This is a genomic window from Streptomyces sp. NPDC126497 (assembly GCF_040302425.1).
Taxonomy (GTDB): Bacteria; Actinomycetota; Actinomycetes; order Streptomycetales; family Streptomycetaceae; genus Streptomyces.
Genome location: NZ_JBEORT010000135.1, coordinates 1 through 16,122 on the forward strand (window position 1 = coordinate 1; position 16,122 = coordinate 16,122).

General features: G+C 69.2%; 19 protein-coding genes and 2 pseudogenes. 10 read left to right on the top strand and 11 right to left on the bottom strand.

All coding sequences use genetic code 11. The features are described 5' to 3' along the window. Positions 1-88: 88 nt before the first annotated feature. Positions 89-487 (top strand): annotated as a pseudogene (locus ABTY20_RS32580) (ATP-binding protein); the annotation flags it as partial. Positions 488-519: 32 nt separating this feature from the next. Here the strand turns inward: ABTY20_RS32580 and ABTY20_RS32585 are convergent. Both ABTY20_RS32585 and ABTY20_RS32590 read right to left on the bottom strand, forming a co-directional pair. Beyond that, the gene (locus ABTY20_RS32585) at positions 520-894 is read right to left on the bottom strand and encodes a hypothetical protein (RefSeq protein ID WP_352000754.1); all 375 of its coding nucleotides are present in this window, start codon (positions 892-894) and stop codon (positions 520-522) included. 196 nt (positions 895-1,090) lie between these two features. Further along, the gene (locus ABTY20_RS32590; protein WP_352000755.1) at positions 1,091-1,972 is read right to left on the bottom strand and encodes an NmrA family NAD(P)-binding protein; all 882 of its coding nucleotides are present in this window, start codon (positions 1,970-1,972) and stop codon (positions 1,091-1,093) included. A 121-nt stretch (positions 1,973-2,093) separates the two neighbouring features. On the opposite strand from ABTY20_RS32590, the gene ABTY20_RS32595 reads away from it, so the two are divergent. The 3 genes from ABTY20_RS32595 (at position 2,094) to ABTY20_RS32605 (ending at position 5,074) form a co-directional block, all read left to right on the top strand. Further along, positions 2,094-3,002 (top strand): LysR family transcriptional regulator, encoded by a 909-nt coding sequence (locus ABTY20_RS32595; RefSeq protein ID WP_352000756.1) that lies wholly within the window; start codon positions 2,094-2,096, stop codon positions 3,000-3,002. A gap of 635 nt (positions 3,003-3,637) precedes the next feature. Then, entirely contained in the window at positions 3,638-4,132 is a 495-nt protein-coding gene (locus tag ABTY20_RS32600; protein WP_352000757.1) for a hypothetical protein, read from the top strand. A 33-nt stretch (positions 4,133-4,165) separates the two neighbouring features. Beyond that, complete coding sequence (locus ABTY20_RS32605) at positions 4,166-5,074, top strand: NAD-dependent epimerase/dehydratase family protein (RefSeq protein WP_352000758.1); 909 nt, start codon at positions 4,166-4,168, stop codon at positions 5,072-5,074. A gap of 160 nt (positions 5,075-5,234) precedes the next feature. Here the strand turns inward: ABTY20_RS32605 and ABTY20_RS32610 are convergent, their stop codons facing one another. Beyond that, a complete protein-coding gene (locus ABTY20_RS32610; RefSeq protein ID WP_352000759.1) occupies positions 5,235-5,690 on the bottom strand; it encodes a transposase in 456 nt (151 codons plus the stop codon). Between the two features lie 27 nt (positions 5,691-5,717). Then, the gene (locus ABTY20_RS32615; protein WP_352000760.1) at positions 5,718-6,179 is read right to left on the bottom strand and encodes a nuclear transport factor 2 family protein; all 462 of its coding nucleotides are present in this window, start codon (positions 6,177-6,179) and stop codon (positions 5,718-5,720) included. 87 nt (positions 6,180-6,266) lie between these two features. On the opposite strand from ABTY20_RS32615, the gene ABTY20_RS32620 reads away from it, so the two are divergent. Then, positions 6,267-6,833: a TetR/AcrR family transcriptional regulator gene (locus ABTY20_RS32620; protein ID WP_352000761.1), complete on the top strand. Its 567-nt coding sequence runs from the start codon at positions 6,267-6,269 to the stop codon at positions 6,831-6,833. A 797-nt stretch (positions 6,834-7,630) separates the two neighbouring features. Further along, positions 7,631-8,584 (top strand): phosphotransferase family protein, encoded by a 954-nt coding sequence (locus tag ABTY20_RS32625; RefSeq protein ID WP_352000762.1) that lies wholly within the window; start codon positions 7,631-7,633, stop codon positions 8,582-8,584. 368 nt (positions 8,585-8,952) lie between these two features. On the opposite strand, the gene ABTY20_RS32630 is transcribed toward ABTY20_RS32625, so the two are convergent. Together ABTY20_RS32630 and ABTY20_RS32635 are read right to left on the bottom strand one after the other, a co-directional pair. Further along, complete coding sequence (locus ABTY20_RS32630) at positions 8,953-9,912, bottom strand: SDR family oxidoreductase (RefSeq protein ID WP_352000763.1); 960 nt, start codon at positions 9,910-9,912, stop codon at positions 8,953-8,955. Between the two features lie 558 nt (positions 9,913-10,470). Next, the gene (locus ABTY20_RS32635; RefSeq protein WP_352000764.1) at positions 10,471-10,617 is read right to left on the bottom strand and encodes a hypothetical protein; all 147 of its coding nucleotides are present in this window, start codon (positions 10,615-10,617) and stop codon (positions 10,471-10,473) included. 156 nt (positions 10,618-10,773) lie between these two features. On the opposite strand from ABTY20_RS32635, the gene ABTY20_RS32640 reads away from it, so the two are divergent. Both ABTY20_RS32640 and ABTY20_RS32645 read left to right on the top strand, forming a co-directional pair. Beyond that, positions 10,774-11,139, top strand: coding sequence for a MerR family transcriptional regulator (locus tag ABTY20_RS32640; RefSeq protein WP_352000765.1), 366 nt, complete (start codon positions 10,774-10,776; stop codon positions 11,137-11,139). Positions 11,140-11,185: 46 nt separating this feature from the next. Then, entirely contained in the window at positions 11,186-12,202 is a 1,017-nt protein-coding gene (locus ABTY20_RS32645; RefSeq protein WP_352000766.1) for an NADPH:quinone oxidoreductase family protein, read from the top strand. Between the two features lie 15 nt (positions 12,203-12,217). On the opposite strand, the gene ABTY20_RS35450 is transcribed toward ABTY20_RS32645, so the two are convergent. Next, on the bottom strand, positions 12,218-12,478 hold the full coding sequence (locus ABTY20_RS35450; RefSeq protein WP_502991940.1) for a hypothetical protein: 261 nt from the start codon (positions 12,476-12,478) through the stop codon (positions 12,218-12,220). Positions 12,479-12,593: 115 nt separating this feature from the next. After that, entirely contained in the window at positions 12,594-12,971 is a 378-nt protein-coding gene (locus ABTY20_RS32655; RefSeq protein WP_352000767.1) for a DUF1330 domain-containing protein, read from the bottom strand. 259 nt (positions 12,972-13,230) lie between these two features. Here ABTY20_RS32655 and ABTY20_RS32660 point away from each other — a divergent pair, with 259 nt between their 5' ends. Then, the gene (locus ABTY20_RS32660; protein WP_352000768.1) at positions 13,231-13,665 is read left to right on the top strand and encodes a hypothetical protein; all 435 of its coding nucleotides are present in this window, start codon (positions 13,231-13,233) and stop codon (positions 13,663-13,665) included. 113 nt (positions 13,666-13,778) lie between these two features. Here the strand turns inward: ABTY20_RS32660 and ABTY20_RS32665 are convergent. From ABTY20_RS32665 to ABTY20_RS32675, 3 genes and pseudogenes are all read right to left on the bottom strand, one after another. Then, positions 13,779-14,019 (bottom strand): annotated as a pseudogene (locus tag ABTY20_RS32665) (transposase); the annotation flags it as partial. Positions 14,020-14,144: 125 nt separating this feature from the next. Further along, the gene (locus ABTY20_RS32670; protein WP_352000769.1) at positions 14,145-15,236 is read right to left on the bottom strand and encodes a helix-turn-helix transcriptional regulator; all 1,092 of its coding nucleotides are present in this window, start codon (positions 15,234-15,236) and stop codon (positions 14,145-14,147) included. Between the two features lie 132 nt (positions 15,237-15,368). Further along, on the bottom strand, positions 15,369-15,665 hold the full coding sequence (locus ABTY20_RS32675) for a hypothetical protein (protein WP_352000770.1): 297 nt from the start codon (positions 15,663-15,665) through the stop codon (positions 15,369-15,371). Positions 15,666-15,908: 243 nt separating this feature from the next. Between ABTY20_RS32675 and ABTY20_RS32680 the strand changes: the two genes are divergently transcribed. Further along, the coding region (locus ABTY20_RS32680; protein WP_352000771.1) for a hypothetical protein at positions 15,909-16,122 on the top strand (214 nt) is incomplete at its 3' end.

Below are 16,122 nucleotides of genomic sequence, written 5' to 3' on the forward strand. Positions count from 1 at the left end.
CCTGCTTGCGGTACGGCGCGCCGAGCAACCCGTCACGGGCGAGCACGCCCTCGGGATCACGGACGTCCGTGCGGCCGCCCAGGGTGAGGAAGCGGCCTGCCGGGCCGGCCACTCGATCTGCTTCACCAGCCTCGACGACATGATCCGCAACCTCAAAGCCGCCGAGGTCGCCGGACGGCTGGTCAGCAAGCTCGGCACCCACCTGCGGCCGGGCGTCCTCGTGGTCGATGAGGCCGGCTACCAGTCCCTCGAACGCGCAGAAGCCAACCTGGTCTTCCAGGTGATCTCGAAGCGTTACGAGAAGGGCTCGATCATCCTGACCCCGAACAAGTCCTTCAGCGAACGGGGACGGGCGTTCGGTGATGAGGTCCTCGCCACCGCCGTCCTCGACCGCCTCCTGCACCACCGTGAGGTGACCTCCATCAACGGGCCCGGCTACCGGCTGAAGAACCGACTCAAGGCCATCGAGCGCGAGACCGACGCAGCCCAGAAGATCATCCCGCGGAGACCCGGCCCTGGTCAGTCGCCACCGAGTCGCTGGAGGACCTGGGCGAACTCACCGGAGTCCAGCAGGCCAGCGATGACATCAGTCATCTTGCTGACGCCAGGCTCACGGACGATCAGCCCGTCCGAGCACCAGAAGCAGCGACCACCCGGAGCCTCGTCGCTCCCCGACCAGGTCTCCATCAGACGTGCGACTTCAGCAACGGTGAAGACAGTCGCGCTCCATCGGGATCCATCCGGAAGCCGGACTTCGAGATCAACATTGCACACCAGGTCCAGGTCGTCGTCCGGGTCGAGCAGGAAGGATGCCTCGAAGGACTCCGTGCGCACCCGGTACCACGGCCCGTCCCCAGTACGTTCGACTGATCCGAGCGATGCGCTGTGACTCATCGTGCGAGTGTCTCCGCCCGGTCTGATGATCTCAACCGAGATCATCAACCGTGCTCTGGCCCGAGGACACAGCGTGGGTCGTACGCCGACACCGCTTTGGGCAGCGCCCCGGCTCGTGGCTGTTCGACTGGGGGACGATGGCCGAAAGAGCCATGAGCGCGGCAGGTCGAGCGGTGCGCCGAAGGTTGATGAGGTGTCAGGCACGGACGGCCGGGCCAAGGATGTCCCGGCACCACCGGCGGAACCCGGTGGCGGTGGTGGAGCCCGCCTCTCGGGTTTCGACGTCGTAGATCCCTTCGTTCTGCGCCCGGACCATGTCGGCCATGTCCTGTGCCAGCGCCGGGCTCGCGCCGCGCTGCACCATCGTGGCCCGGAAGTCGGCGAGCGGAACCTGGTGATAGCGCACCGTGTGGCCCAGGGTCTGGGAGATGACGTCGGCCATGGCGTCGGGGGTCAGCTTGTCGGGGCCGACCAGGGGGACGCGTGTCTGGCCGCTCCAGGAGGTGTCGAGGAGGAGGGCTGCGGCGGCATCGGCGACGTCTTGGGTGGCGACGGTCAGCAGGGGCCGGTCGGCAGCGTTCGCCATGGTGATCGTTTTGCGTTCCTTGATTCCCTGGGCCTGGCGGAGCAGGTTCTCCATGAAGAACGGCAGGGCCAGGGCCCTGTAGGGAACGCCGCTGGCTTCGATCATCTCGTCCATGGCCAGCGCGGCCGACAGGAGCCCGGCCTTGTCCTGGTATCCGCGTCCCAGGGAGGTGACACCCACCATGCGCACGTTCCGCTTCGCGGCCTCCTGGGCGGTGTGCCGGGTGAAGTCCAGGTAGTAGTGCCTGGCGTCGCCGGCATCGCGGAAACCGGCCGGCGGTACGAGCCAGAACATCCGGTCGGCGCCCTCGAGCGCCTTGGCGATCGTGTCGGCGTCACCGTGAGAACCCTGCACGATCTCGGCGTTCGCGCGCACGTGCTTCGGCAGGCGGGAGGGATCGCGGACGATCGCACGGACTGCCTCCCCGGCGTCCAGGAGCCTGTCTACGACCTGTCGGCCGATGTCGCCGGTGGGTGTGGTGATGACGATCATGGCGTACCTCCGTGAAAGACGATCCGGCGGCGACAGCTGCGGATGTCGCCGCCCTCGAGTACAACCCGGCAGGACGGTGAAGGTGAAAGACCAGCTCGATCAGCATTGATACCTTGGGGATATGGGTGATCTGGAGGTGCGGCAGCTGCGGTACTTCGTCGCCGTCGCGGAGGAACTGCACTTCGGGCGCGCCGCCGAGCGGCTGGGGATGGCGCAGCCTCCCTTGTCCCGCGCGATCCGGGACCTGGAGCGGCAGCTCGATGTCACTCTGTTCGAGCGCACCACACGGCAGGTGGAGGTCACCGCGGCCGGCGAGGTCCTGCTGCGCGACGCCCGCAGGGCGCTGGAGGCGGTCACCGCTGCCGCCCACCGCGTCCGGGAGGCAGGCCGTTCGTCGCCGCGACTGCGCATCGCCCTCAAAGCCGACATCGACGGCGGTCTGTTGCCGCAGATCCTGGACGCCTACCACGCCGACGACGCCTCGCTGCCGTCGGAACTGGTCCTCGGAGGCTTCGGCGAGCAACCGCAGGCTCTGCGCGACGGCCGTGCCGACGTGGGACTCGTCCTGTCACCGTTCGACGACCGCGGCCTGGACAGCGAGCCGCTGCTGACCGAACCGCTCCTGGTCGCCATGGCCGCCGCCGACCCGCTGGCCGCCCGGACCGCGCTCTGTCTTGACGACCTGACCGGCCGCACGGCCCCAGGAGGCACGCCGGCACACCACGGGCGCCCCCTCGCGCAGCGGCCTCGACCCGGCGCGGCACGACCGGCGTCGAACCTGTCGGAGATCTTCAGCCTCGTCGAGACCGGCAGCATCGTCTTCTTCGCGCCCACGTCCGTAGCCCAGCGCTACCCACGTCCCGGCATTGCCTACCGCCCGGTCAGCGACCTACCCGACGCCGCCCTGTCCGTCGCTTGGCCCCAGGACGCCCGCTCCCCGGCCGTCGCCGCCTTCGTGCGCGCAGCCTGCACGACCGCGGCCGTCCAGCACGTACAAGCAGAAACGCTCGTACAGGACACACAACCCTGACCCGCGCCCGGCGAAGGAGGCCGCCCAAACCGGTACGCCACACAGCCCCGGCCCTCACCGCCCCACGTCCGGGCTCGGCGGCGTTCGAAACCCCCATCACCCTTTCAGTGCTGTCGAAACTGATGAGCCACCGCTGTCGTCTCTCGGGTTCCGGCACAGGTTCTGTGGTGCGGCCACGCTGAGTGAGTGGATCAGCCCGCGGTTGACCGATCCCGATGGCGAGAACGAGCGGTCCGTCAGGCGCACGGTGCAGGCTTCAGACCCTGGCTCATTCCGGCGGGTGGATGAGTGTCCTGTGCCATCGAAATCTGAGCCCGTGCCATCGCATTTTGAGTGGCGCAGGTCACGGGAGGCGGCAGGTGCGGTCGTGGCAGTGGGCGGGTGAGCCCACGAGAGCCACGTTGAGTGCAGTGCCGAGTGTGCTCCCTCTGGCCTTGTGGGAATGGACCGGCGGGTGTGGGCAGGTCCGGGGCTCAATGTTCGGCTCAGGGACATGTGCCGCCGCGTCACCCGAGACCACCCGATCGGCGATTTTTGCCATAGCAGCAAAGCGCCTTCGTGAATTGGCACGGTTGCGCGGACGCTGGTCCTCGAGCGCCCCTAACTGCATTGGGGTAGGTATGAGAGGGCAATCGATGACCAGCAGTGACATAGCCGCAGCCGCTGCGAGCCGGCCCGACGAGCAAGACTCCGAGTTCTCCGCCTGCTTGGCCGCTGTGCGCCACGTCGCCAGTCGGTTCACCGGGACATACGGCCTGACGCAGGTTGACCCCGAGTTCGATCTGCTCTTCGCCGAGACCGTGGAGGTCTGGCACAGCTTCGATCACGAGACCGTGTCACTTCCCGGCAAGGAATTCGCGGGTGCGATGCTGCGGATGCTCCGTGCGACCGCCGACCTCGTGAGAAACCACGCCGACCGCATCTGGTCTCTCCACGTGGACCACCACGGCTTCGCTCTGGCCGCCACCGCTTCGGGCGAATTGGAAAACGGCACCCCGGTGCGCATTTCACGTTGCCTCCAGGTGATGGTCCACGAGGGACGCATCACTCGCATCTGCGAGTTCGGCGACCAACAGCAGCGCCTGCCGCTGGATGAAGCCCTGCGTGCCGCAGGCCGCTTCCGTAGCTGACACCCCACCACCCCAACATCGTCAGGAGTCATCATGGACGTCTTTCTCACAGGTGCCGGCGGCTATATCGGCGGAGCTGTAGCCCGCCGCCTGATCCGCGAGGGGCACACGGTGCGCGGCTTGACCCGCACGCCCGGCGTGGTCGATGTTCTCGCCGCCGACGGCATCGAACCGGTCGTCGGGGACCTCGACGACGCGACGCTGCTCAAGCGAGAGGCCGACCGCGCCGACGCGGTCATCAACGCCGCTCACAGCGACCACCGCGGCGCTGTGGCCGCCTTTGTCGACGCCCTGCGGGGTTCGGGCAAGGTGTTGATCCACACCAGCGGGACCAGCGTCATCGGTGACGACGCCCAGGGCCAGTACGCATCCGAGGTGGTCTTCGACGACGCGAAGCCCTTCGGCCCGGGGGACCACGAGATCCGGCGTGCCCGGTACGCCATCGACCGCTCCGTCGTCGACGCCGCTGCGGCGGGAGTGCGTTCGGTGGTGCTGTGCAACTCACTGATCTACGGCAACGGCACGGGACCGCGCCCGCAGACCGTGCTGATCCCGCCACTGGTCACACAGGCCCAGGCCGGCAGGACCGTCCGCGTCGTCGGACGCGGCCTGAACCGCTGGTCGACGGTGCACCTCGATGACATGGCCGACCTGTATCACCTGGCGCTCACCGACCCCGCGGCCACGGGCTTCTACTTCGTGGAGGGCGGCGAGGACGCCTCGTTCGCCGATATCGGGGAGGCGATCGCCCGTCGGCTGGGGCTGGGGCCGGTGGAGCCGTGGGATCTGGGTTCCGCCGCGGCCGCGTGGGGGGAAGGTTTCTCCCGGTACGCCCTCGGCGCCAACAGCCGCGTACGTGCCACCCGGGCTCACGACCTCGGCTGGCGCCCCTCGCGCCCCTCGATCACGCACTGGATCGAGCAGGAAATGCCCTTGCCGTGAGGCGGTCGGCGCGTCGGTGGCGCGGTGAGGGGGCGTCTGAAAAACTGGTCAGCGGACTGACCGTGCAGGGCGCCGTACGAGGAGCATGGCCATGGTGAGGTAGACGGCGTTCGCCGAGCACACGGGCAGGCACTCGTAAGTCCTTCGACAGGCGGCGGCATCATCCCAGCCAGGCGACCGTCCGCTCCACCACCCAACGTCGCGGGACCACCGCGAAGAGGGGCACGGCCGGAGGCGGTGTCCCTGCCTTCGCCCAGGCCGAGCGGAATCCGCCGTCACGGCGCTGCACGACCTGCACGGTGACGCCGGTGGCTTCCCGGGCCCAGGCATGGAAGTCGGCGCCGCGGTAACCCTGGTCCGCCCACACGTGCCGAAGGCTCGGGAAGGCATCGGCTGCCCGGGAGAACAACACCGCGGCGCCATCACGATCGCCGACGCTCGCCGGGCTCACGCAGGTGATCAGGACGGTGCCGCGAGTATCGACGAGCAGGTGGCGCTTGATGCCGCAAGCCGGCGTCGCTCCCCGGTGGACAGAGGCACGTTGGCGTGGAACACAGGGTTTCCCATCGACTACGTGAGCGCGGTGGACACAGACGGTCGCGCTGCCTGAACCCACCGGCTTGGGACGGCGTGGCGGCGGGCGCTACCGGAGCGGGAAGTCGACTCCGTGCTCGTCCGTGGGCCGGGGGCCGCGGATCCGCCGATCGGCTTCAGGGATGGCGACGTCGTTGACGCTCGCCTCGCGGCGCCGCATAAGACCGCGTTCGTCGAACTCCCACAGTTCATTGCCGTAGCTGCGCCACCACTGGCCTTCCGCGTCGTGCCACTCGTACTGGAAGCGGACGGCGATCCGGTCCTCGTGAAACCCCCAGAGGCTCTTTCGCAGCGCGTAGTCCAGTTCGCGCTCCCACTTCTGCGTCAGGAAAGCGACGATTTCATCGCGGCCGCGGATGAACGTATCCCGGTTCCGCCAGATCGAGTCCGGCGTGTACGCCAGTGCCACTCGGTGGGGGTCGCGGGTGTTCCAGGCATCCTCAGCCGCCTGGACCTTCTGCAGGGCCGCCTTCTGTGTGAACGGTGGGTAGGGCGGGCGGTCTTCCGGCACTGCGACCTCCTCATATGGAGAACGAACGTTCTCCAGCGGCGGAACCTAAGGTAGAGAACGATCATTCTCAACGTCAAGGAGTTCCGGATGCCGGCGCCGATCACCGACGAGCAGAACCGCCTGGACCGCGAAGCACTGCTCGACGCAGCGGAGAGGCTCTTCTACGAGCGAGGCATCCAGGCGGTCGGCATGGACGAGATCCGTGCGGCGTCCGGCCTACCGTTGAAGCGGATCTACCGGTTCTTCGCGGCGAAGGAGGACCTGGTGGTGGCGGTACTCAAACGTCGCGACCAGCGATGGAGGGGAAACCTGGCCGCCCACGTGGAGCAGGTCCCGGATCCCCGCGAGCGCGTGCTCGCGATCTTCGACTGGCTTGCCGAGTGGTTCGCAGAACCCGGCTTCCGCGGATGCGCCTGGATCAACGCCTACGGCGAGCTCGGCTCATCGTCCGAGGCCGTGTTGGCCGAAGTCCGGTCGCACAAGCAGGAGTTCCACGAGCAGATCGCAGTATGGGTCCACGCCACCGGGCTGTCGGTGGCTGAACCGGTCTTCCTGCTTGCCGAAGGGGCCATCGTGACGGCCGGCATCAGCGGCGACCCGGCCCCGGCCCGTCAGGCACGTGCAGCCGTCGCGATGTTGCTCGGGACACCTTGATCCCCTGACCACAACGCCAATAACCTCATGACTCCAAAAACCTGGCTCTCCCGTCGCTGCCGCTCCGTGTAACCGTAAGGCAGGAACGTGTCCGGGCGCTGGATCGCACTTGCCGAGCAGCAGGTGGGCTATCGCTTCCGCGTGCACGGCCATGGCGGGGTCCGACACAGGACTGTGGTGGAGTGGTTCATGGCGACGGTCTCCCTGGGAGGAGGAAGGCCTCCCGTACCTTTTGTTCGGCAGCGGTGAGATGACGACCAGCCGTGGCAGCTCCCCCCTGAACGGTCAGCTGGGGTGATCCGCACGGATCTTCCGACTGCGAAGATGGGCTTGTGACGTAGTACGGCAGCCCCCGGGTCCGCGACCGGGTGCCGTACGGAACCTCTGCCCGAGCTCTCCCCTGGCCGCTGGCACTGCACGCTCACCGCCGCCGGTGATTACGGCGTCATCACCGGCAGGCAGCCGAGCCGGTCCGTGCCGCACTCGAAGAAGTCGCCGGCACGTCCCCGCACCTGGCCGTCGACATCGAACGCCTCAGCGGACTTCCACCCACCGAGGAAGCCCCCATGTCCCGCCGGCCAACCGCCTTCCAGAACTACCTCGACCGACGCGAGATCCCCCGGCCGAAGTCGTGGAGAAGCCTGGACAGCTGACCTCAACGACTCCAAGGTCCCCGACAGAGTCAAGCCAGGTCGTGTTTCGGAAGCCTGGCCTTCAGCACGCTCCCTCGGCGTGCGGGCGATGCGCAGCGTAGAAACGCCCGGTGAGGTCGGTGCGGCTGCTGGTCCAATATGCGGATGGAGAAGATCCCGAACATGGAGGCCCCGCTCTCCGACCCATGGCCTGCGCGCTTCGCCGACCGCGGGCACACGGGTGTCCGCCGTATCGGTGCCGGCGTCGAGGGCGTCGTTTACAGGCTGGGCGAGGGCCGGGTCGCCAAGGTGTGGAGCGGTCGGCCGCCAGCCGACTTCGATCTCACCCGCCAGGTGTACGTGGACATCGCGCGGCACCCGCTGCCGTTCTCGACTCCGGAGATTCTCGACGTTGAGGACCACGAGGGCGTCCTGGTGACGTACGAGCGCGAGCTGCCCGGAGTCTCGATGCGGGTCGACTCCGCACCCTCGGACCATGGGCGCGAGGTGCCGACCCGGCACAGCGACGCGCTGCTTGCCGTTCTGCGTGGTCTGGCTTCCGTGCCCGGCACCGACGCCATGCGCCAGTTGACCGTGCAGGGTGACGACCGTCCGTTGTGGCGGGGACACGACTGCTTCCGCGACGCGCTCGCGGCTCTGGTCGCCCGGGCCGCAGCCCGGCACGGTGCCGCCCTGGCCGGCTACGTGTCGGGCTTCGACGCGGGAGTCGAACGCACGCAAGAGGCACTGCGCTCGCTCCCCGGGGCCCCGGTGACAGCGATCCACGGCGACCTCGTCCCGTCCAACATCCACATCGACGTGGCCGGCAGGCCCGTCGCGGTGCTCGACTTCGGCTTCTACACGACCGCGGGCGACCCGGCCTTCGAGGCCGCCGTCACCGCTGCCGTCTGGGACATGTACGGTCCGCACGCCGAGGAGCACACCGCGGACCTCACCGGGCTCTTCGCCCACGAGCTCGGGTACGCGCCGACGACCCTCACCGCCTATCAGGCCGCATACGCGCTTACGACCTACGACCTTTTCGGCCTGGACGACAGCGACGGGCACTTCCGGTGGTGCGCGGAACAGCTGCGCCGTAACGCCGTGTTCAACGCATGAAGGCGAGTGAGCATGGCCCGTCGTTGTTTCCAGTCCTCCGGTACGACCCGGTTCGGGGCCGGTCCCGCCTTGTCGCCGGCTGCCGCACGAACGGCGAAGACCCTCCACGTGACGCAGTTCGATCTCGCTGCGCAGGGTGTCCACGGCCAGCGAGGTCTTGCCGCTGCCGCTCACCCCGGTGTAAGGCGACGAGCCGTCCCTCGGGGGTGCTCAGAGAAACCTGTTGCAGATTGCTGGTGCGGGCAACCCAGCACGTCGATGGTCCCGTGCCCCGCACCCGCGACGTCCCCCCAGGGACTCGGACAGCTGTCGTTCCTGTCTTCCGTGACGCTCGGCGGCAGCGGCGTCTGTTTCCGGTTCGGGATGCGTCAGCGGTAGTCGTCCGCCGAGCCGTCCTTCCCGCCGTACCGGATGTCCTCGAAGTACGCCCAGGCGTCGGGCTGGCTACCGTCCACATCGCGTACGCCGTAGGCCTTGGCGAGGTCCGCGCTGGAGGCGGACTTCTTGTTCCAGCGAACCGCCCGGTCCGGGTCTGCGGCAAGCGCGGCGACCGCGCGGGCGAGGTAGTGCGGTGACTCGGCGATGGCGAAGGCCGGTTCCCGGGCGACGGCGTCGCGCCAGTTCTCCTCGCTCACACCGAAATGGGCGAGCATCTGTTCCGAGCGCATGAAGCCCGGTGTGACGGCGACGGCCGTGCCCCCGTACTGCGCCAGTTCCTCCCCCAAGCCGAAGGCGATCCGAATCGGTGCGTTCTTGGCGAGGTCGTAGAAGAGGTTCTCACGGTAGCGGCGGTTGGAGGCCGCCGTGCCGTCGGTGACCTCGACGTGGAGCGGGGCGTCGGAGCGCACCAGAAGCGGGAGGGCCAGCGCCGCGGTGATCACGTGGGACCGGACTCCGAGTTCCAGGATGCGCAGTCCGTCGGCGAGGGGCGTCTCCCAGCTCTTCTTGCCGAACACGGACTTGACGAGGAGGTGCTCGCCGCCCCACAGGTCGTTGACGAGGATGTCCAGCCGTTCCTGCTCGCGTTCGATGCGTCCGACGAGGGCGCGTACCTGGTCTTCGTCGAGGTGGTCGGTGGGCACCGCGATACCGGTGCCGCCGGCCGCCGTCACCAGTTCGCCGGTCTCCTCGATGGTCTCCGTGGTCCGGCCGATCTCGCTGGCGTGCGTACGGGTGGTGCGGCCGGTGACGTAGACCGTGGCGCCCAGCCGGCCGAGTTCGACGGCGAGCGCGCGTCCGGCACCGCGTGTGGCCCCGGCGACGAGTGCGATCCGGCCGGTCAGCGGAGCGCCGCCGGTGATGTGCTGGGTGGTGGTGTCCTGGTTCATGCCACCACCGTGCACGGTAAACACGACAGTCTGCGTCGCCCTTTCCTGGGTATTTCCGCCGCTCCCCCGGTCGGCAGCGGTGGCCGCTGTTCGTCAAGGGCTTCGCCGGCAAGGCCGGCGTCGTCACCCCGCTCGTCCTGGGCGTGCTCCTCGTCGCACGCGTGCTGGGCGTGGACCCGGCCGATGCCCTACGCCGCATCCTCGGCATGTGACCGCCGTCGTGCCCGGAACCCGGCCACCCCCAGCCCCGGGCACGACGGCAACACCCCCACACGCTCCGCCGCGACTGCTCGAGCGGTTTCCGAGACGCCGGGCCGAGGACCTCTTCACTCGGAGATTCACTCGGAGAAGCGCGGTCCTGGCGGTGGAGAGTCCGGCTCGGAAGGGGTGGTCTGCCCCGAGCCTGATGGAGTCGGGTTGCTGGAGAACTGACTGGTCCAGCAGCATCCGGAGGCCGCCGTGCCCCGCAGCCATCCGCCCGAGTTCCGCCGCCGGGTCCTCGACCTTGTCGCATCCGGCCGCAAGGTCGCCGAGGTCGCCCAGCTCCCGGGCGTTCACCTAACGGGCCCGCACCTCCGGCCTCCTGCCGTCCATGGGCCCGATCGAGGACTGCGTGGACAACGCGATGACGGGGTCCCTCTGGGCCCGGGTCCAGGTGGAACTGCTCAGCCGCCGGCGCAGGCACTCGGCCCTGGAGATGCTCACTCCGGTCGAGTACGAACCACGTGCAGCGCCTGTAGCGCAAAACCAAGCGACACGACTCCACCGAACTCAGGACACTCCGAAGCCTCCACCGATCCCGGAGCGGTTCATCGGGCAAGTGCCGGAAGACTGCGGTGCGGTTGGACGTTAGCTGCAGGTATGAAGATTGGCGAGGCTTCCAGAGTCAGCGGCGTGAGTGCGCGATCGTTGCGGCACTACGAGGACGAGGGATTGATCGTCCCTGGCCGTTTCAGCAATGGGTTCCGCGACTACTGCCAGTCCACCGTCGACCGGGTGCTTGTCATCCGCTCACTGCTGGAGTCCGGGCTGCCCGTGCGGCTGATCAGGGAGGTTCTGCCCGGCCTTACTGACGGATCCGGTGCCGGCACCGAAGTGGTGTGCGCGGAGTTCCTGCACGAGGTGCAGGGCTATCGTGATCGGCTCGCTGCCCGCATCGCCGTTCTCAGAGATCAGCAGGCGGCACTCGACGCCTACCTGCAAGAAGCCCGCCGTACTGATCTCTGACAGTCGCTTGACCTTGACGTAAGTGTCAGGCTCCTACGTTCGGTGCATGGAGAGCAACAGGCAGCAGCACACCGCCGAGCAGACCGTACGCGCACTGGTCCAGCGGTCGCACCGGGGACCGAAGGACCTGACTCTCACGACGGATCACCGCCGCCCCGCCCCGGGGCCCGGCGAGTACCTGATCCGCGTCGGTGCCGCAGGGGTCAACTTCGCCGATGTCATGCAGACCCACGGCACATACGGAGGAGGCCCACAAGCCCCCTACGTGGCGGGCTTCGAGGCCGCCGGCGAGATCGTGGGAGTCGGCCCGGATGTCAAGAGTCCGCTGCCGCTCGGTACCCACGTCGTGGGAGTCGGCCCGGGTGCCTTCGCCCAGTACATGACGATGCCGGCCGCGGGTGCGCTTCCCGTGCCGTCCGGATGGAGCGACGCCGAAGCCCTCGGCCTGGTGCTGAACTGGGCCACCGCCTTGGCGGCACTGAAGCCGCTGGGTGAGATCAGAACGGGTGAGGTGGTGCTCGTGCATGCCGCAGCCGGCGGCGTCGGGCAGGCCGCCGTTCGCCTCGCCCGCCACTACGGTGCGCGCGTGATCGCCACGGCGTCACCAGCGAAGCACGAAGCTGTCGAAGAGCTCGGCGCCGACGAGGTCCTGGACAGCCGACGCCCCGATCTGGCCGAGGAGATCATCCGCCTGACCGGCGGGGTCGACCTGGTCCTGGAATCGGTGGGCCGGGCCACGTTCGAGGCCAGCCTGTCGGTCACCAAGCCCTTCACCGGACGCATCGTCGTGTTCGGCGCCGCTTCCGGTGACGCCACCGTGACCACACACAACCTGGTCTTCACCCACCAGGTACAGATCAAGGGCCTGCACATCGGCGCGCTGGCGGTCGCGGCCCCCTCCCTCTACCAGCCGTTGCTCGCCGAGCTCGAAGCTCTCATCGCCCACGGCGTCTACCCGCCCGGCACCCCGGACGTGCGTCCCCTGGCTGAAGGACCGGCGGTACTCCTGCAACTCGAAGCGGGCCGGACCCGGGGCAAACTTGCCCTCGATCCCTGGCACTAGGCAGTTTCGTTTGGATCACCGGGCGGACCGGAGGGAGATGCCCGCGATGTGGAGTCCGGCCAGGTGGACGGTGGCGGTCTTCTCGTAGCGGGTGGCGAGGCCGCGCCACTGCTTGAGGCGGTTGATGCACCGCTCGACGGTGTTGCGCTGCTTGCCGGTCTCACGGTCGGAGGGCGGTGGCCTGCCGCCGCGGCCGCCCCGACGTAGCCGGTGTCCGCGCTGGGACGACTGCCGGAGCGGGACATCGCGTCGAGGGGGGCGGCGGAGGGCTGTCATCGAGAACCCTCGCCGCAGGAGCCGCTGAGGCGTGAAGTCCTGCCGCCGGGCGGCTCGATCCGCGGCTCCGGCCGCACCAGGCCCGCAGGGCGCGGACATGGTACGGACCTCGTGATCACCGGTCGCGACCGGAGGGCCAGGGGTTGGTCGGCTGAAGCACGGCCTCGGACAAGGCCCGGGAGCGCAGACCGGTGATCTCCTGGTACTCGGGATCGGCCACCATGCGGCTGAACGCCGTGCGATCGGGGTAGCGGACGAGCAGCACCGCGTCCCAGGCCTGTCCGTCCCCGGCGACCAGGGGGGTGTCGCCGTCACCGGCGTAGAGCAGTTCGCCTCCGTACCGCTTCAGGAAGGCGGCCGCCCGTCGCGAGTACTCCTCGTAGAGGGCTCGGCCATCGGGAGCGAAGCGCAGCAGGTTGAGCATGACGACGGGACCACCGGGGTCCTCCTCCGTCAGCCGTGCGAGATCGGCTCCCCGGGGGTCGACGGCCATGGGGTCCTCCTTCTCGTCGGGGGCGCGCCGGTTCCGGTCGGGGCGGGGCGCCGGGCAGAAGCCTAGGGGGCGGACACCCTCCTTGCATACCGTCCGGTCGGTCCGCCCTCCGGCGTGCCGAACCCACGCCGAGTGTCCCGACGATCCCGGTCACATCGGCGTACGTACCCTCCGCCGACGGGCCCCGCGCCGCCTCTGGCACGGGCTTGTCCCGTATAACGCTGTGACCTGGGAGTTCGGTTGGCGGTACTGTCGGCCGATGGAGCCTGACAAGTCGAACGAGTGCCCTCTTCACGGTGCTGGGGTGAGCGCGCAGAGCTTGGTGGGGCGTCGGCTCGCGGAGGTCGTCGGCTCGTGGCACATGTACGGCAGTGACGCCCCCGCGGGTCCGCTGGATGTGTGGCTGATCGATGACCGGGGTGCCGCCATCCACCTCACGACCGGATCGGACTGGTGTCTGATCGTTGAGGCGTCGAAGCCGCACGCCGGCTACGACATGGGCGACTGGGGGCGTGTCACCGTGGGGACGATCGATGGGGAGACGCCGTTCGCGGACCATGTCGGGGAGGACGTTCTGGAGGTGCGGGAGGAACACGCGCCGAACACCGGGCGCGTCGTCCTGGAGCTCACGTTCCCCACGGGTCGGGTCCGTTGTGAGAGCTGGGCTGGGGACCTCTGCTTGACCTCGGTGTGATGATCTCGGCATGACTGGTGTGATCACGGCCGCGGTCGGCTCCGCGCTGCGGCCGTGGGCGCGCCGGGTCCTGTCGCGGAGCAGGTCGTGGATCTGCTGGGTGGTGCCGTCGGCCTCCCACTCGGCGTAGTAGTCGTAGACGGTCTTGTACGGCGGGAAGTCGTGGGGCAGGTACTCCCACGGGATGCCGGTGCGGTTGACGTAGAGGACGGCGGTGACGATCTCCCGCACGTCGTGCACCCGGGCTGCCGTGCCGGGCCCGGTTCGTCTTGCTCGCCAGGCCGTGAGGACCGGCTCGACCAGAGCCCAGCGGGCATCGGAGACGTCACTGCGGTACGGACGCCGAGCACTCACGCACCGTGCAACGACCGTCAACGCCGTCAGTCACACAAACATCCTGCAACACCTACTCCATAGATCGGATGCCCTTTCGACGGCTGGCGCCAGGACGCCCTGACGGCTGACGCGTTGCGCGTACGTCACAGGTAATGGCGGGCGAAGACGCCAGCCACCAGCTCGCGCCGGCTGTGCAGACCGGTCTTGTCGAACACCGACTTGAGGTGGTCCTGGACCGTGTGCGGGGACAGCCCGGCGCGGCGTGCGATGTCGGCGGTGGAGTGCCCGCGCAGGACCAGCCCGGTGACGTCCCTCTCGCGCGGTGTCAGCCCGTAGGCCGCGGCGATCAACGCGAAGTGCTCGCCGGCGCCCGCCTTCTCGACCACGACGACGGTACGGGCCCCCGTCGTGTCGGAGCGGTCGAGACACCAGGCGTGCAACCGCACGCGGCCATGCGCAGGGCTGTGCATCCAGGAGGTGTGGGTCCCCGGCGCGTCGGGCGCCTGGACCGCGGCCGCCACGGCGTAGACGGCAGGAGGCAACCGGTCATCCGCGGACGGGGGCGCGGCGTCGGCCTGTTCGCCGGCCAGGTCGTCAAACCACATGTCCACGGTGGGGGTGCGGTGCACCACCCGGTAGTTCCCGTCCAGCAGCACCAGGCCCGGTGCCGCCGCCGACGCGCCGGCCTCAGCGAGCCGGGTCAGGTGCAGGCGGCGCAGTACGGAGCCGAGCGGCTGAGCGAGCGAGGCCGCCACGGCCAGATCGGACGGGGCGAAGGCGGGCGCGTCCTGCGCGCGCCCCATGATCAGCGCGCCCCATGCCCCGTGCCGGTCACGCAGCAGCACCCGCAGTTCGTCCCGGAACCCCATGGGCCGCATGATGTCCCGGTAGCGCGGGCTGCGTTCGAGGCAGCCGCCCGTCTCGCGGCTCAGCAGGCCCACGGGCGTCGCCCTGGTCGCCAGCTGGGACAGGTCGTTGGCGTCGCCCTCCCGGTACTCGATGTCGAGCATGCGCGGCATCATGGACGGCGGCAGTGCGTCGCGGTAGTCGCCGCCGGTGTTCATCAGGGTCTGCGGGTCCACGGTCACACCGGCGCAGATGTCGAACCGCAGCGCCGGACGCGTGGCCCGTTTGACCTTCTCGAAGAACTCCTCAACGGTCCGCGCGGACCGCGCCGCCCGTAACGCCGCGTCCGTGACACGACCCGCGCGTACATCTCCCCCGATGCGCTTCATGGACCCAGGCTAGCGCCCAGCGTCGTCGCCGGGCGCTGTTCGCTCAGGTGGGAGCCATGGCTCCGGTTGCCGCCCGGAGGAACCGGGAACGGCAGCGGACCGGTGGACCGGGTGACCCGCCCAGGCGTGCCGTCAGCGGTCGTTGTGCAGGGTGAGGTTGAGCTTCGACCGGTCCTTGCCGCCGTTCTCGCCGCTGCGCGGAGTGATCTCACTGAGCGTGGAGATCTGCCCGGCCGGGACGTAGCGGTTGAAGCCCGACTCCGCGTCGAGGTCGGTGTTGGTGACGTTCGTGCCCTCGTACCGCCGCAGCGTCACATAGATCATGACGCCGCCGGAGGCGTCCGTCTGGGCGGACGCGTGCTTCTCCGGCCGGATCTCGCCGCCGCACGTGGTCTCCCACCACAGCGACGGCGACCTGACCTCGTTCATCCAGCCTTCGGAGGTGACGCTGCCGTTGCCGTACGTACCGGCGGAGAGGACGCCCTCGTCTTCTCCGGCTCAGAGGCCGACGCATGCGCGCCGAGCTCGGTACGCAATCGCGTCTCCACGACAACGAGGGAGAGAGAAGATGTCCGTACGCATGAGAGCCGTGGGCCTGGCCTGCTGCCCGCGTGCGCCGCCGGGCTGGCTGCGACGCCGGGAGCGGCTCCGTCGGCCTTTGCCGCCGCGCCCGTGGAGGAGGCGAGCAGCGCGACGGTCTCGATCTGGCGGAACATCACCCTGACGGGGACGTTCACCATCCGCGACGCGGCGGCCCCGGACGCGGTGCGACAGCGCGATCGCCTGCTCCCCCTGCTCGCTCCCGTCCCCGGCGCCGGCGGGCGCCGGGGACAGGGCGGCCGCGGGTACGGGCGGCGAGGGGGCGGCCACCAGGCGGCCGGGCGCC

Excerpts from the sequence above, each read along its gene's own strand:
- ABTY20_RS32585 (WP_352000754.1), bottom strand. The coding sequence starts at position 894 with ATGAGTCACAGCGCATCGCTCGGATCAGTCGAACGTACTGGGGACGGG.
- ABTY20_RS32590 (WP_352000755.1), bottom strand. The coding sequence starts at position 1,972 with ATGATCGTCATCACCACACCCACCGGCGACATCGGCCGACAGGTCGTA.
- ABTY20_RS32595 (WP_352000756.1), top strand. The coding sequence starts at position 2,094 with ATGGGTGATCTGGAGGTGCGGCAGCTGCGGTACTTCGTCGCCGTCGCG.
- ABTY20_RS32600 (WP_352000757.1), top strand. The coding sequence starts at position 3,638 with ATGACCAGCAGTGACATAGCCGCAGCCGCTGCGAGCCGGCCCGACGAG.
- ABTY20_RS32605 (WP_352000758.1), top strand. The coding sequence starts at position 4,166 with ATGGACGTCTTTCTCACAGGTGCCGGCGGCTATATCGGCGGAGCTGTA.
- ABTY20_RS32620 (WP_352000761.1), top strand. The coding sequence starts at position 6,267 with ATGCCGGCGCCGATCACCGACGAGCAGAACCGCCTGGACCGCGAAGCA.
- ABTY20_RS32625 (WP_352000762.1), top strand. The coding sequence starts at position 7,631 with ATGGAGAAGATCCCGAACATGGAGGCCCCGCTCTCCGACCCATGGCCT.
- ABTY20_RS32630 (WP_352000763.1), bottom strand. The coding sequence starts at position 9,912 with ATGAACCAGGACACCACCACCCAGCACATCACCGGCGGCGCTCCGCTG.
- ABTY20_RS32640 (WP_352000765.1), top strand. The coding sequence starts at position 10,774 with ATGAAGATTGGCGAGGCTTCCAGAGTCAGCGGCGTGAGTGCGCGATCG.
- ABTY20_RS32645 (WP_352000766.1), top strand. The coding sequence starts at position 11,186 with ATGGAGAGCAACAGGCAGCAGCACACCGCCGAGCAGACCGTACGCGCA.
- ABTY20_RS35450 (WP_502991940.1), bottom strand. The coding sequence starts at position 12,478 with ATGACAGCCCTCCGCCGCCCCCCTCGACGCGATGTCCCGCTCCGGCAG.
- ABTY20_RS32655 (WP_352000767.1), bottom strand. The coding sequence starts at position 12,971 with ATGGCCGTCGACCCCCGGGGAGCCGATCTCGCACGGCTGACGGAGGAG.
- ABTY20_RS32660 (WP_352000768.1), top strand. The coding sequence starts at position 13,231 with ATGGAGCCTGACAAGTCGAACGAGTGCCCTCTTCACGGTGCTGGGGTG.
- ABTY20_RS32670 (WP_352000769.1), bottom strand. The coding sequence starts at position 15,236 with ATGAAGCGCATCGGGGGAGATGTACGCGCGGGTCGTGTCACGGACGCG.
- ABTY20_RS32675 (WP_352000770.1), bottom strand. The coding sequence starts at position 15,665 with ATGAACGAGGTCAGGTCGCCGTCGCTGTGGTGGGAGACCACGTGCGGC.